Source organism: Ruegeria sp. E5 (genome assembly GCF_056534105.1).
In genome coordinates this window covers 273,594-287,634 of record NZ_JBQFPA010000003.1, presented here as the reverse complement: position 1 = coordinate 287,634, position 14,041 = coordinate 273,594, and the positions used below count along the sequence as shown (strand labels likewise).

Annotated in this window: 12 protein-coding genes; 5 read left to right on the top strand and 7 right to left on the bottom strand. The window is 58.1% G+C overall.

The features are described 5' to 3' along the window. Positions 1 to 33 precede the first annotated feature (33 nt). Complete coding sequence (locus ACR0BI_RS13360; protein ID WP_170392170.1) at positions 34 to 927, top strand: LysR family transcriptional regulator ArgP; 894 nt, start codon at positions 34 to 36, stop codon at positions 925 to 927. Here ACR0BI_RS13360 and ACR0BI_RS13355 read toward each other — a convergent pair. After that, positions 924 to 2,198 carry an MFS transporter gene (locus ACR0BI_RS13355; protein WP_480503498.1) on the bottom strand — a complete coding sequence of 425 codons (1,275 nt, stop codon included), beginning with the start codon at positions 2,196 to 2,198 and terminating at the stop codon, positions 924 to 926. The genes ACR0BI_RS13360 and ACR0BI_RS13355 overlap by 4 nt on opposite strands. 172 nt (positions 2,199 to 2,370) lie before the next feature. After that, positions 2,371 to 3,111: a YebC/PmpR family DNA-binding transcriptional regulator gene (locus ACR0BI_RS13350; RefSeq protein WP_170392173.1), complete on the bottom strand. Its 741-nt coding sequence runs from the start codon at positions 3,109 to 3,111 to the stop codon at positions 2,371 to 2,373. Between the two features lie 110 nt (positions 3,112 to 3,221). On the opposite strand from ACR0BI_RS13350, the gene ACR0BI_RS13345 reads away from it, so the two are divergent. The 4 genes from ACR0BI_RS13345 to ACR0BI_RS13330 all read left to right on the top strand — a co-directional run bounded on the left by ACR0BI_RS13345 (position 3,222) and on the right by ACR0BI_RS13330 (position 8,348). Further along, entirely contained in the window at positions 3,222 to 4,994 is a 1,773-nt protein-coding gene (locus ACR0BI_RS13345) for an SLC13 family permease (RefSeq protein WP_170732952.1), read from the top strand. A 16-nt stretch (positions 4,995 to 5,010) separates the two neighbouring features. After that, the gene (locus tag ACR0BI_RS13340; RefSeq protein ID WP_480562392.1) at positions 5,011 to 5,745 is read left to right on the top strand and encodes a glutamine amidotransferase; all 735 of its coding nucleotides are present in this window, start codon (positions 5,011 to 5,013) and stop codon (positions 5,743 to 5,745) included. A gap of 72 nt (positions 5,746 to 5,817) precedes the next feature. After that, positions 5,818 to 6,675, top strand: coding sequence for a bile acid:sodium symporter family protein (locus tag ACR0BI_RS13335; protein WP_480562393.1), 858 nt, complete (start codon positions 5,818 to 5,820; stop codon positions 6,673 to 6,675). 11 nt (positions 6,676 to 6,686) lie between these two features. Beyond that, the gene (locus ACR0BI_RS13330; protein ID WP_170625250.1) at positions 6,687 to 8,348 is read left to right on the top strand and encodes an FAD-binding dehydrogenase; all 1,662 of its coding nucleotides are present in this window, start codon (positions 6,687 to 6,689) and stop codon (positions 8,346 to 8,348) included. Here ACR0BI_RS13330 and ACR0BI_RS13325 read toward each other — a convergent pair whose 3' ends face one another. The 5 genes from ACR0BI_RS13325 to mgtE all read right to left on the bottom strand — a co-directional run bounded on the left by ACR0BI_RS13325 (position 8,349) and on the right by mgtE (position 13,944). Continuing rightward, a complete protein-coding gene (locus tag ACR0BI_RS13325; RefSeq protein WP_480562394.1) occupies positions 8,349 to 9,095 on the bottom strand; it encodes a YbaY family lipoprotein in 747 nt (248 codons plus the stop codon). It abuts the gene before it with no gap. 96 nt (positions 9,096 to 9,191) lie between these two features. Next, a complete protein-coding gene (locus ACR0BI_RS13320) occupies positions 9,192 to 10,970 on the bottom strand; it encodes an SLC13 family permease (protein ID WP_170392185.1) in 1,779 nt (592 codons plus the stop codon). A gap of 91 nt (positions 10,971 to 11,061) precedes the next feature. Beyond that, on the bottom strand, positions 11,062 to 11,874 hold the full coding sequence (locus ACR0BI_RS13315) for a TIGR00282 family metallophosphoesterase (RefSeq protein ID WP_170594671.1): 813 nt from the start codon (positions 11,872 to 11,874) through the stop codon (positions 11,062 to 11,064). A 112-nt stretch (positions 11,875 to 11,986) separates the two neighbouring features. Then, on the bottom strand, positions 11,987 to 12,553 hold the full coding sequence (locus ACR0BI_RS13310; RefSeq protein WP_480562395.1) for a 5-formyltetrahydrofolate cyclo-ligase: 567 nt from the start codon (positions 12,551 to 12,553) through the stop codon (positions 11,987 to 11,989). Continuing rightward, positions 12,550 to 13,944, bottom strand: a complete 1,395-nt coding sequence (gene mgtE / locus ACR0BI_RS13305; protein ID WP_170401569.1) for a magnesium transporter — start codon at positions 13,942 to 13,944, stop codon at positions 12,550 to 12,552. Before mgtE ends, ACR0BI_RS13310 begins: the two co-directional genes overlap by 4 nt. Positions 13,945 to 14,041 lie beyond the last annotated feature (97 nt).

The window sequence follows — 14,041 nt, the reverse complement described above, 5'->3', positions numbered from 1 at the left end:
ATTAATGATGATTACCCAGATTAAGTAACTCTAATGCTCCTCGATCCTCATCAGCTATCAGCATTGGCGGCGATCTTGCGACACGGCAGCTTTGAGGCCGCAGCCGCAGAGCTATCCGTCACCCCGTCGGCTATTTCGCAGAGGATCAAGGCGCTGGAGGATCGTGTTGGTGCGGCCCTTATTCATCGCGGCACCCCATGCATCGGCACTCCGGCGGGTCTGCGGATCGCCCGTCATGCCGAAGATATCGGCCTGTTGGAGGCAAAGCTGGCGCGAGAGCTGACTTTGGATCAGCGTGAAGGTCCGGTACGGGTTCGCGTCGCGCTACCGGCTGACAGTCTGGCCACGTGGTTTATCGACGCGATGGCGCGCGCCGAAGACATACTGTTCGACCTTGTAATTGACGATCAGGACCATTCGGCTGACTGGCTGCGGCGTGGCGACGTAAGTGCGGCGATAACGGTGGGTGGTCAAAACATTACCGGATGCGATGCCATTGCGTTGGGCACTTTGCGCTATTTGCCGACCGCGAGCCCCGGCTTCATGCAACGGTGGTTTTCTGATGGGGTTTCCGCCAAATCCCTGGCACAGGCCCCCTGCTTGACCTTTAACCGCAAGGATAATCTGCAGAAATCCTGGATATATGCCCAGACAGGCAGCCGTCTTTCGCCACCGTCTCACTTTCTGCCGTCCACAAATGCCTTTGTTGACGCGGCAATCGCCGGATTAGGATGGGGTATGAACCCCGAAAGCCTTGTAAGAAGAGCGATCGCAAATGGGCAGATCTGCGAAGTAATCCCCGATGCGCCGCTCGATATCGAACTGACCTGGCAGATCGGGCGCGTCCTTGCCCCTGCCCTTGCACCCTTGACCCAAGCGGTACGCCGCGCGGCAACGCAGCAACTGATCGCGCCAGCGGCACATTAGGCCTGCGACTCTGCAGCCTTTTGCGGTTTCGCGATGCGGTAACAGCTAAATGCCGCCCAGATGCTGGCCAGCACGATAAACACGATGGCAGCGGCAACCTCGTGCATATGTGCAACCGCAGCCAAAATTGCAGACAGTGCAACGGCAGCGAGTCTGCAGATGGATTTGATGGCTGCTGCGCCCTGAATACGTTGTTCCTTGGGCGCAACATCTAAAAAATACAGCTGGCGCGCACTGGAAATTCCAGTTGTCGCCACCGAGACGACAAACAGGGCAATGGCGTGCAAGTGAACTTCGTGATCGATACCGGCATAGTGGAACGCCAACAAAACGATCCCTGTCACTGCGACCAACAAGTTGCCCGCGACCATCACGGTACGGTGTGATTTCATGTTCACCAGTTGCCACAAGGGTGCCGAGACCAGATAGCCGGACGCGGATGAGATGATCATGGCCGTCAAACCCTTGGCCGAGTTGTGATGTGCCTCGGCAGCGATGAGCGCAAAAAACGGAACCGACAGCGACACGACAACCAAAGGAAGCCGCAGAGCCATATAGCGCCGGAACCATGGCTGTTCGAACATACTTACGATGCCGGAGATGATGTTCTGCAGCGATTGACGCCCTGCACCTTTGGGTTTTCCATTACAGGACTCATCGGGGGCGATCTCGGCCATGCCGAGAATGCATAATGCTGAAAACAAGAAAAACACGACCGAGGCCGCAATCACCGCGGAATGCCGCGAGAATGGCGGGTACTCTTTCGTGATCTCGTGTATCAGCAACACCAAGCCGATGGCACAAAGACCTCCCGCGCCCAATTGGAGATAACGGATAACCATCCGGGATTTCGATTTCAGATGATCGCCCAACAAGTCAGACAGCATCAGGGATTGGCTTTCTTCAATAAGCCCAATCATGAAAAAGGCGATCACAAAGGCAATGGCCGTCAATGAGACACTGCCGGTGGCCGCGATCAAAAGGGCCATCAGAAGGCAACCGCCAATTCCGATCTCGGTCAGGGCAATCCCGCGTTTCTTCCGCGCCTGCGCAGCAATGGAGCGGGCGAAAAACACGTCCGAGATCATGCTGCCAACCATGCGGATCGACACCAATGCGCCGGCAAGGAACATCGGTAACTCCAGCGAGACCGCAAGGAATGGCAATACGATAGACGGGCTGCCCAAAGTCCACGCCACCTGGGAAAGGATACTTTGGCTAGCCAGAACCGGGACATTTCGTCGGGCCGGATCAGTCGATTTACTCGCCATTTGCGATGCTCTGCATGATGTGCCTACGGTTGCCTTTCAGGTCCTTCAGCCTCAATGATCTGAGTTTAATCGCAAGAGGCTTCAGGACCAAGGCTTGTGTAAAACGCGCAGCTGCAACAGAAAAACCCGGCCGCTGGGCCGGGTTTGGTTCATCTGGCGTGTGTCCGATACATCAGAGCTGCGCCATAACCTCGTCGGTCGCTTCGAAGTTAGTGGTCACGCGCTGAACGTCGTCGTCGTCTTCCAATGCATCCACCAATTTCATCAGCTTTTGCATGTCTTCCAGACCCAACTCGGTCGTCGTTGTCGGCTTCCAGACCAGCTTGGTGGATTCGGATTCGCCCAGCGCCTCTTCCAGCGCGTTTGACACATCGTTCAGATCCGTATCTGCGCACCAGATGATGTGACCGTCATCCGAGCTTTCGACATCCTCTGCCCCGGCCTCGATCGCGGCTTCGAAAATCGTATCCGCATCGCCTGCGTCTGCCTGATACACAACTTCGCCCTTGCGGTCGAACATGAACCCGACCGAGCCGGTTTCACCCAAGTTTCCACCATTCTTCGAAAAGGTCGAACGAACAGTCGAGGCGGTACGGTTCCGATTATCGGTCATCGTTTCAACAATCACGGCCACACCGTTGGGACCATAGCCCTCATACCGGATTTCTTCGTATTCATCGCCCTCGCCTGCTACGGACTTCTTGATCGCACGGTCGATCACGTCCTTGGGCACCGAATTCGACTTGGCCTCTTTCACCGCCAGACGCAGGCGCGGGTTCTTGTCGGGATCGGGGTCGCCCATCTTGGCGGCGACCGTGATCTCTTTCGACAGCTTGGAAAACAGTTTGGACCGCGCGGCGTCCTGACGTCCCTTGCGGTGTTGGATATTGGCCCATTTGGAGTGGCCTGCCATGGTGCGTCCTCGTCATCGTGATTGCGTGTTTGGCGCTCATATAGACGTTTGCGGGGCAAAGGATCAAGAGAGCGGCTTGCCCTGTCTTCGCCCGTGACTATGGTGGCGGTATGACGACAGATCAGATCATTCTTTTTTCCCTTTTCATCGCCGTTTTCGGAATGCTGCTCTGGGGGCGGTTCCGCTATGACCTTGTAGCATTCACCGCCTTGATGATCGCGGTCACGCTGGGTGTGGTGCCCGTTGACAATGCCTTTGCCGGGTTCGGGCACCCGGCCACGATCATCGTGGCGTTGGTGCTGGTGGTTTCTGCCGGTCTGGTGCGCTCGGGTGCAGTGTTCATGATCACGCGCACACTGGTCGACGCATCGCGCGGATTGGGCGCGCATATCGCGCTAATGGGCGGCATCGGGGCGATCCTATCGGCCTTCATGAACAACGTCGCGGCGCTGGCGCTACTGATGCCAGTCGATATCCAGACCGCGCGCAAAGCGGGGCGCCCGGTCGGCCTTAGCCTGATGCCGCTCAGCTTTGCGACGATCCTGGGAGGGATGGCCACGCTGATTGGTACGCCGCCAAATATCATCATCGCCTCGATCAGGGCTGAAACACTGGGCGAACCGTTTCACATGTTCGATTTCGCACCGGTGGGCGGATTGGCTGCAATTGCGGGGCTGGCGTTCGTCGCGCTGATCGGCTGGCGCCTCATTCCCAATCGCGGCGCGCAGGAAGAAACCTCGGAAGTTTTGGCCGAATACATCGCCGAACTGACGATCCCGCCTGAATCGCCCCATATCGGGAAACGGGTCAGTGAGCTTTATGAGGCCGCCGAGAAATCTGACGTCGCTATCATCGGCCTGATCCGGGACGGAAAGCGACGCTATGGTCGATCAACCCACGCAACCCTGCATGAAGGCGATGCGCTTGTTCTGGAAGCACGCCCCGAAGCGCTGGATGAGTTCCGCGCCGCGCTCAATCTGGATTTCTCGGACGCCCGTCGGCAGGAGGTTTTGACTGCCGAAGGCGAAGGGCTGGAAGTGGTTGAAGTCGTTGTCCCCGAAAGCGCGCGCATCACTGGGCGAACTGCGCAGGCGTTAGGACTGGCCTGGCGACAGAGTACAGTCCTGATGGGCATTTCACGCCAAGGGCGCCGGATCACCAGTCAGGTTCGCAAAACCGAGGTCGAGCCCGGCGACATCTTATTGCTGCTGTGCCCGCGCGACCGAGCACCCGATGTCACCGAGTGGCTCGGCTGCCTGCCCCTGGCCGAGCGCGGCTTGAATGTAACCGCGAATGATAAAGCCTGGCTTGCCATCGGCCTGTTTGCCGCAGCCGTGTTGGCGGCCAGTATCGGGCTGATCTATCTGCCGATCGCACTGGGGTTCGTGGTCGTCGCCTATGTGCTGACCAAGATCATGCCGATTGCGGATATCTACAACCACATCGAATGGCCGGTGGTTGTATTGCTGGGGTCAATGATCCCATTGGGCAGCGCGCTTGAAACCTCGGGCGGAACCGAGTTGATCGCCAACGCCTTGATTCAGCTGACCAACGGCCTGCCCGCCTGGGCAATCCTGACCGTACTGATGGTCGTGACGATGACCCTGTCCGATGTGTTGAACAACACAGCCACCGCCATTGTCGCCGCCCCGGTTGGCATTCAGATGGCGCGCACGCTTGAGGTGTCGCCCGATCCGTTTCTGATGACGGTGGCCGTTGCGGCGTCTGCCGCGTTTCTGACGCCCATTGGGCACAAGAACAATACGCTGGTGCTTGGTCCCGGAGGATACCGTTTTGGTGATTACTGGCGCATGGGGCTGCCGCTGGAAATCCTGATCATCGCGGTCTCGATCCCCGCGATCCTTGTGTTCTGGCCGCTTTGATGGCTAAAGGCTGTTTATGAAACGCTTTCTGATCCTGCAACTGCGCCCGGAAACCGATGCATCGGATGCCGAATATGCCTCGATACTGGACAAAACCGGGCTGAGCCCTGCGCAAACTCATCGCATCCGGCTGGATTGCGAAGACCTGCCCGAAGGGTTGGATGTCGTCGATTACGCTGGTGTCATCGTGGGTGGGGGTCCCGGCTGCGTTAGCGACGATCCGACCACCAAATCCGCGCTGGATGCAAAGATCGAAGGCGCAATCATGGGACTGATGCCCCAGATCACTGCGAAAGATCACCCGTTCATGGGCTGCTGCTATGGCTTGGGTATTCTCGCCGCACATCTGGGTGGAGATGTCAGCAAACGGCAATTTGGCGAACCGGTCGGACCGTCCGACTGCCGTCTGACAGAGGATGGCGCCCAAGACCCCTTGACCGCAGGCCTAAAGCCGAAATTCGAAGCGTTTGTGGGACATAAGGAAGCCGTGCAGTTACTGCCGGATGGCTGCGTTCATCTGGTAGCGTCTGACCCCTGCCCGTTTCAGATGATCCGCTGGGGGCAGAATGTCTATGCCACCCAGTTCCACCCCGAAGCGGACGCCAAAGATTTTGAGCAGCGGATCAACATCTACAAGGACCACGGCTATTTTCCGCCTGAGGATGCGCAAGGCTTGATCGATATGTGCCATGCCGCAGACGTTACGCAGCCGGGTGAAATCCTGCGCCGGTTTGCTCAACGCTACGGGTGACCCAACGGCGTTGTTGCCTGATCTACGACCCCTCGCATAGGCTGGCCCGAATGACTTTGGGAGGAGTTGTTCTTGGACCTGCTTATCAACGTTGGCCTGCCCATTTCGCTGGCCATTATCATGTTGTCACTGGGGATCGGGCTAGAAGCCGCCGATTTCCGCCGGGTTTTGGCGCGGGGGTACCCCTTCGCCATTGGCGCCATCAGTCAAGTTGTGCTGATACCATTGGCTGCCTTCGCGACGGTCACTCTGTTCGGATTGCCCGCTGAAATCGCCGTGGGTGTCATGCTTTTAAGCTTTTGCCCCGGTGGGGTCACCAGCAACATCCTAGCAAAGTTTGCCAAAAGTGATGTGGCGCTGTCGGTCAGCCTGACAGCGGTGATCAGCCTGCTGTCCATCGTGACCGTCCCCATTCTCGCCGCATGGTCCATAGATCATTTCATGGGCGAGGCCGCACCCAAAGTTTCGATCAGCGCATTAGCCACCGCGCTGTTCCTGATCACGACCCTTCCAGTCGCCATTGGTGTCGCCATACGTCACTTTGCAAGGGGGTTCGCCATTCGGGTCGACGGCCCGCTTTCGACGCTCGCATCGATACTGTTCGTGCTGATCGTCGCGGCGGCACTGGCCGGAAACTGGCAGTTCTTCATCCAAAACCTCAGCTCGATTGGGGCAGCTCTGATCGCGTTGAACGTTGCGCTGTTGCTGATCGGTCTGGGGCTGGCGCGCATCGCCAATCTGACATGGAGTGAGGCGAAAACGATCTCGGTCGAGACTGGCATTCAGAATTCGGCGATGGGAATTACGCTGGCAGCTTTGATCACCGGCACCACGACCGGCTTCAGCCCACTTGCCGTTCCTGCCGCCGTTTATGGCATCACGATGTATGTGGTCGTAACCCCCTTCATCCTTTGGTTCCGCAGCCGCTGAAAGGACATCCGATGACCAATAACACCGCAGATGCGATCGTGATCGGAGGCGGCCTTGCGGGCCTCTCGGCGGCGGCCGAATTGGGCGACCGGGGCAAGCGGGTGATCGTGCTGGATCAGGAGCCCGAGCATTTTCTGGGTGGACAGGCGTTTTGGAGCCTCGGCGGCCTGTTCATGATCGGCACCCCCGAGCAGCGCCGCATGGGCATCCGCGACAGCCACGATCTGGCCCTGCGCGACTGGATGGGCAGCGCGCAGTTTGACCGCGATGAAGACAACTGGCCCCGCAAATGGGCTGAAGCCTATGTCGAGTTCGCCGCAGGTGAAATGCGTCCGTGGCTGCATGACATGGGGCTGCGCTGGTTTCCCGTCGTGGGCTGGGCCGAACGCGGCGGTTCTTATGCGGACGGACATGGCAACTCGGTCCCGCGCTTTCACATCACTTGGGGAACCGGCCCAGGTGTACTTGAGCATTTTATCCGCCGCGTCCGCGCGCATGTCGACGCCGGCTTGATCCAATTGAAGTTCCGTCACCAAGTCAGCCACATCATTATGCAAAATGGTTCTGCCAAAGGCGTGTCAGGGGAAGTCCTGGCCGATGACGGCATTCAAAGAGGTGGCAAGACCAACCGGGACGAAGTAGGCGAATTCGAAGTCTATGCCCCTTCGATTATTGTCACCTCTGGTGGGATCGGTGGGAATTTTGAGATGGTGAGACAGAACTGGCCCCGCGACCGGCTGGGTGAACCGCCCAAAGAGATGGTGGCAGGCGTTCCGTTTCATGTCGATGGCCGCATGATCCCGATCAGCGAGAAAGCTGGCGGACATGTCATCAACGGCGACAGAATGTGGCATTACACCGAAGGGGTGCGCAATTGGGATCCGATCTGGCCCGCGCACGGTATACGTATTCTACCCGGCCCAAGTTCGATGTGGTTCGATGCGCGCGGCAATCGCCTGCAACCCCCTTGCCTGCCGGGGTTCGATACGCTGGGAACGCTGAAAGAGATCCTGAAAACCGGATATGAATACAGCTGGTTCGTTCTGACCCAGAAGATCATCAAAAAGGAATTTGCACTATCGGGGTCCGAGCAGAACCCGGATTTCACTTCGGGCAGCTGGAAAGAGGTGATCCGTCAGCGCATCCTGTCTGGCACCAAGGCGACCGGCCCGGTCGAGGCGTTCAAGGAAAAGGGCGAGGATTTCGTCGTCGCCAACACGCTGACTGAATTGGTCAGCGGCATGAACCAATTAGGCGGAGGTCTGATAGACGAGACGCATTTGCGCACCCAGATCGAGGCACGGGATTCTCAGGTCGACAATCCGTTTTCCAAAGACGCCCAGATGATGGCCATCCTTGCCGCACGCAATTATCGGGGCGACAAGCTGATCCGGACGGCCAAACCGCACAAGTTCCTCGATCCATCAAACGGCCCGCTAATCGCGGTCAAGCTGCACGTACTGACCCGCAAGACACTGGGCGGGCTGCAGACCAATCTGGACAGTCAGATGATCGGCGCCAATGGACAAATCGTCCCCGGCTTGTTTGCAGCCGGAGAGGTCGCGGGCTTTGGCGGCGGCGGCTATCACGGGTACAACGCGCTAGAGGGCACGTTTCTGGGCGGTTGCATCTTCTCGGGTCGCAACGCAGGAAGGTCCCGCGCAGTGGCCTGATTACTGGGTGCGCACGAATTTCAGTATCGGCTCACCTGCAGCATCGAGCAAAACCATGCTGTCGCCGGCAACGGCATAGTTCGTCACGTTTTGCAGGGCAGCAAAGAACTGATCCTCGACCTCGTCCAGTTCTGGCGGGCACGCCATTAAAGTCGCGGCCATATTGTCTGGAAACTCAAGGCTGTTGCCGGTGATCTCGGCTTGCCCAGAAAACCGGTTGCAACCGCCCGTGCCACCGAACGCACCACCTTGAGCGAAGGAAAGCTGGGGCGGCCGTTTTGTGTCGAGCACGGTTCCACCGATACCGATGGCTGTCCACTCAGTCCCTTCCAGGGTCGCGGGGCTCTGAGCACCGGCCTGCACCAGCACAAGATCAGCCGAATTGCCTTCGCCGTTGGTCAGCACGGTATGGACCGTATCCGTCGTAAACAACAGCTCACCCCCGCGATAGATCGACCCGCGTACTGCATAGGTCATCCCCTCGCGGATCAGCGCGTCATCAAAAGTCAGTTCAAATTCCGAGGGCACTCCGTTCAACGCATAGCGTTGCGCCGCCAGCGTGACCGCTGCCGCATCGGCCCGAGAGATATCCTGCAATTCGACAAATAGCGTCGCATCCGGTGGCAGGGCGATCCGTTCACGGTAGGTTGCCGTGCCAGTGACTGTTCCTGCCGAGCTTTGGCTGCCCAGCAAGGCCAATACGATTGCTCCGGCCACAATGGCCTGCCCGAGTTTTGGAAAAGGCATGATCCCATCCTTTCACATTCATCTTAGGCAAAAAGATTGTGACGATATCGACATTTACAAGGCCCGAAACACCAGGTCGGCGAATCCGTGCCAGTGTCAGAGCGGCCAGATGAACGGAATAAGAAGTGACGCCAGCAGACCCACAGTCAGGTTCAGCGGCACACCAACTTTCAGAAAATCGGTGAATCTGTACCCACCCGGGCCATACACCATCATGTTGGTCTGATAGCCAATCGGCGTCGCAAAGGATGCCGATGCCGCCACCATCACCGCGACCACCAGCGGGCGCGGATCAATTCCTACAGCCTGAGCCAGAGAGATCGCGATCGGAGTGACCACCACCGCCACGGCGTTGTTCGAAACCAATTCGGTTAGCACCGAGGTCAACAGATATACGGCCCATATGATCAAGAAAGGTGGCAACATGCCAAGCGCCGGTGCGACCGCTTCGACAATCAGTGTAACCGCGCCCGATTTATCGAGCGCAGCCCCAATTGCGAGCATGGAGAAGATCAGGGCCAGCAATCGGCCTTCGACAAATGAGAACGCCTCATCCGCGTCGATACATCGGGTCAGCAAAACCACAGCAACGGCGATGATCGACAACAGCAAAATCGGTGCCACGCCCAACCCCGCCAGGGCGACGATCCCGACCAGCGCACCGATGGCTATGGGCGCATGGCTGCGGCGAAACGCTCGTGCCGAAGGTTGCGTAACATCGACCATATCCATATCGGCGGCCAGCTTCTGGATATCCGCAGGCGAGCCCTCTAACAGCAGCGTATCCCCGACGCGCACGGTCAAAGCATCCAACTGACGCCCGATATTCTGGTTCCTGCGATGAACCGCCAGGACGTAGACACCATATCGGCGACGTAACCGCATCGCACCAAGCGTTCGACCGACCATACGGCAGCCCGGCGTGATCAGAACCTCAACCGTCTTGGTCTCAACAGCTGAGACCTGATCCACGCGCTTGAGTTCCTTGTTGCTTTGAAGACTCAGCAATTCGGTCATCTCGGTGCGCAAAACTACCCTGTCGCCCACTTTCAGCGTCACCCCCTTAAGGTTCCGCCGCAGTGAATCATCGCCTCGGATGACGTCGATCAGGCGCACACCGGGGCGCTTGAACAGCTGAACACCGGTCACTTCGCGGTCGATCAGATTGCTGTCGGGTGGGATAACCGCCTCAGTAAAGAACTTCATCTTGGACCGGTCGCTGAGCATCTCAGCCATGCTGTCACGCTCGGGTAGCAGTCGTGGCGCAATGAAGCGCAGGTACACCATACCGTAGATCACCAGCGCGATGCCCAGCGGGGTAACCTCGAAGATTGAAAACGCCGTCATACCCTGTGCGCGGGCCACACCATCGACCAACAGGTTAGTCGAGGTGCCAATCAGCGTCAGCGTACCCCCAAGGATCGCCGCATAGCTGAGCGGGATCAACAATTTGGACGCCGAAACGTTCAGCGTGCGGGCGATCTGGATAAAGACCGGGATCATTACAACAACAACCGGTGTGTTCGACACCACCGCCGAAGCGACGACGACAAACGCCATCAATAACCCGATAGCAAACCGAGGGTTCACCTGCGCCTGCTTCTGCGCGAGCGAGGTGAAGGCATCAAGCGCTCCGGTGCGCACCAAGGCACCCATGATGATGAACATCGCGCCGATGGTCCACGGCGCGGGATTCGAAAGGACTGCAAGCGCACTTTGATAGGGCAGGATACCGGTTGCCAGCATCAGGGCCGCCCCGCCGATGGCGACAACTTCGGTCGGATAGACCTCGCGCAGAAACATGATGAACATGCCCGCTACGATCATCAGCGCCAGAATTGCGCTGCCCATCTCTGTCAGTTGAAGGAATTGCATTCTTGGTATTCTGTCCGAACCCTGATCTGGCATACGCGCCTAATAGGTAGTTTCACGTATTGCGTGCGGCGGGGCAAGTCTGACGTGCTTTTCAGGGTGTAGACTGCTGCAACCGCCCGCCAACACGAATCATCTGCACGGATTTTGCGCTTCCATCGCGGTCATCGGTTTCGACAAAAACTCCGCTCAAGGTCGCCTCACCGGTCGCAGGCGTAAACCGCGCCTTGGGCATCCCGGTTATGAACCGGCGCATCGGTTCCTGCTTGTCCATTCCGATGACCGAGTCATAGTCGCCGCACATCCCGGCATCGGTCAGGTATCCTGTACCGCCCGGCAATACCTGCGCATCCGCGGTAGGCACATGCGTATGCGTCCCAACCACAAGGCTTGCGCGTTTGTCGCAATAATGGCCCATCGCCATTTTCTCGGACGTTGCCTCGCAATGCATGTCGACGATGATCGCCTGCGCCTGGCCGCCGCGTGGGTGCGATTTCAGGATCGGTTCAATGGCCGAAAAGGGATCGTCAAAGGGGCGTTTCATGAAGACCTGCCCTAACACCTGCACCACCAAAACCTTGCGACCGCCCGGCGCGGTGAACAGTCGATGCCCCCGCCCCGGTGCCCCTTTGGCATAATTCAACGGACGCACGATGCGAGGTTCTTTCTCAATAAACTGCAGCATGTCTTTCTGGTCGAAAGCATGATCGCCCAAGGTGATACAATCGGCCCCCGCGTCCAAAAGCAACTTGGCGTGATCCCCGCTCAGCCCCATTCCGTTCGAGGCGTTCTCGCCGTTGACAACGACAAAATCCAGCCGCCATTCGTCACGCAGACGTGGCAAATGCTGTTGGATGGCGGCGCGACCCGAGCGCCCCATGACGTCACCAAGAAACAAAATCCTCATGATTGCGGTCCTAGGGGCTGGAAGTGGCAATAACAAGGCAGAAGCAAACAATCACTCAGCCTGAAGGCTGCCAATGTAAAGGAAATCGCGATCGCGCATAGCGAGGGATAACTTAGAAAGTTAGCACCCGGCTTTCAGTAATCACCATATCGAGTGGTTGATCAGTCGGCTCCAGCGGCAGGTGTTCGGCTTCCTGCGCATCAAAAGCAAATCCTATGGCAAGCGTCGGGCGCTTGGCGCGCAACCCTTCAAGCGTGCGATCATAGAAGCCGCCGCCATACCCCAAGCGACCACCCTGCGCATCAAAGGCAACCAGTGGCACGATCAGGATTTCCGGGTCGAAATAGTCATCGATCTCGGGAACTTTCGCGCCGAAGGGTCCATCTTTCAGCATGCCCTCAGGCGTCCATCGAGAGAAGCGCAAGGCCTGCCCTGCGGCCTGAATGACAGGCACGCCCACTGGGCCATATGCAGAAGCCTCGGCCATTGCAGGCAGCGGGTCGATTTCGGTGCGGATCGGCATATAGCCAGACATGGGAACACCGCGATGACCCGCCAGAACCTCGGACAAGCGCCCGGCCGCGCCAGGGATGCGCATATCAAACGCTACCTTGCGTCGCACGAATGCCGCCTTGCGCGCTGTGGCCTTGATTTCGGTCAGATCGGTTGTCTCGTTCACAGTAGCACCACGCTGGCAAGCCCCAGAAAGATGAAGAACCCCATGACATCCGTTGTCGTGGTCACAAAGGTTCCTGACGCCAGCGCCGGGTCAACACCCAGACGGTCTAGCACTACCGGTACTACCGTACCAGCAAAGCCCGCGATGATCATGTTCACGACCAGCGCCGATCCGATCACGACACCCAGCAGCGGGGAGTCGAACCACATCATCCCGACGGTTCCCAACACGATAGCGAAACACAGCCCGTTGAGCATTCCCACCAGCAGTTCTCGCCGGATTACGCGCCCTACGTTCGAGCCGGTCAGGTCGCGTGTTGCCAACGCCCGCACTGCAACGGTAAGTGATTGGGTCCCGGCATTGCCCCCCATCGAGGCGACGATCGGCATCAGGATCGCGAGCGCCACCAGTTGATCAATCGCGGCCTCAAACTGAGAAATCACCAGCGATCCGCAAATCGCCGTAACCAGATTGACACCAAGCCAAGGCAAGCGGCGCCTACTGGTTGCCGCTACACTATCGGACAGAGAGCTTTCGTCCGAGACGCCCGCAAGACGCAGCATATCCTCTTCGTATTCTTCGTCCAGGACCACCATCGCATCGTCGATGGTGATGACACCGACCAAACGACCGTCGCCATCCACGACGGGAGCCGAAATCAGGTGATACTGATTGAACGCATAGGCTACGTCCTCTTCATCCTGTTCGACGGGGATGGTGTGGAATTCATCTTCGGCAATGTCCTGCAGCGGCACCTCGCGCCGGGTTGCCATCAACTTGCCCAGCGTGACCTGAGCAACCGGTTTCAATCGCGGGTCAACAAGTATGACGTGATAGAACTGTTCCGGCAAATCGTCGGTGGCACGCATGAAATCGATGGCCTGCCCCACGGTCCAGTGATCGGGCGCCATGACCACCTCGCGCTGCATAAGGCGGCCAGCAGAGTTTTCTGGATAAGATAGGGCTTGCTCTGCCGCGACGCGTTCGGAGTCTTCAAGCGCGCCCAGGATGGTTTCTTGCTGCGGCTCTTCAAGATCTTCCAGAAGGTCAACAACGTCATCACTTTCCATATCCCGAACGGCTTCAGCCAGAACGTCCGGTTTCAGGACATTGATTACTTCTTCCCGAACTGACTCGTCGAGCTCCGACAGGATATCGCCGTCGAACTCTTTGTCATACAGCCGGATCAGGCGCGCACGGTCGTAAGGATTGATCTGTTCCAGAAGGTCAGCGATATCGGCCGCGTGCAGCGGCTCCATCAGCTCAATCAGCTTGGCGCGATCTTCGACATCAACCGCATACAGGATGGCTGCAACGGTTCGCGGGTCCAGCGCATAGGCGTCTTCGTCACGGGGCTGATCGGGTCTGGCTTCGTCGTTGCCTGTCGTCATGCGCTGCCCCTCTATCTTGTCGATTGCCCCTAGATAGAAGAAGCAGCTACCGGAAAACAATGACAATGGTCCAATTTACCCGCATCTTTCGCGCCCC

Bases quoted from the DNA above. Each gene is read 5' to 3' on its own strand.
- ACR0BI_RS13355 (WP_480503498.1), bottom strand. From the start codon at position 2,198: ATGGCGAGTAAATCGACTGATCCGGCCCGACGAAATGTCCCGGTTCTG.
- mgtE (WP_170401569.1), bottom strand. From the start codon at position 13,944: ATGACGACAGGCAACGACGAAGCCAGACCCGATCAGCCCCGTGACGAA.
- ACR0BI_RS13320 (WP_170392185.1), bottom strand. From the start codon at position 10,970: ATGCAATTCCTTCAACTGACAGAGATGGGCAGCGCAATTCTGGCGCTG.
- ACR0BI_RS13345 (WP_170732952.1), top strand. From the start codon at position 3,222: ATGACGACAGATCAGATCATTCTTTTTTCCCTTTTCATCGCCGTTTTC.
- ACR0BI_RS13315 (WP_170594671.1), bottom strand. From the start codon at position 11,874: ATGAGGATTTTGTTTCTTGGTGACGTCATGGGGCGCTCGGGTCGCGCC.
- ACR0BI_RS13340 (WP_480562392.1), top strand. From the start codon at position 5,011: ATGAAACGCTTTCTGATCCTGCAACTGCGCCCGGAAACCGATGCATCG.
- ACR0BI_RS13325 (WP_480562394.1), bottom strand. From the start codon at position 9,095: ATGCCTTTTCCAAAACTCGGGCAGGCCATTGTGGCCGGAGCAATCGTA.
- ACR0BI_RS13330 (WP_170625250.1), top strand. From the start codon at position 6,687: ATGACCAATAACACCGCAGATGCGATCGTGATCGGAGGCGGCCTTGCG.
- ACR0BI_RS13360 (WP_170392170.1), top strand. From the start codon at position 34: ATGCTCCTCGATCCTCATCAGCTATCAGCATTGGCGGCGATCTTGCGA.
- ACR0BI_RS13350 (WP_170392173.1), bottom strand. From the start codon at position 3,111: ATGGCAGGCCACTCCAAATGGGCCAATATCCAACACCGCAAGGGACGT.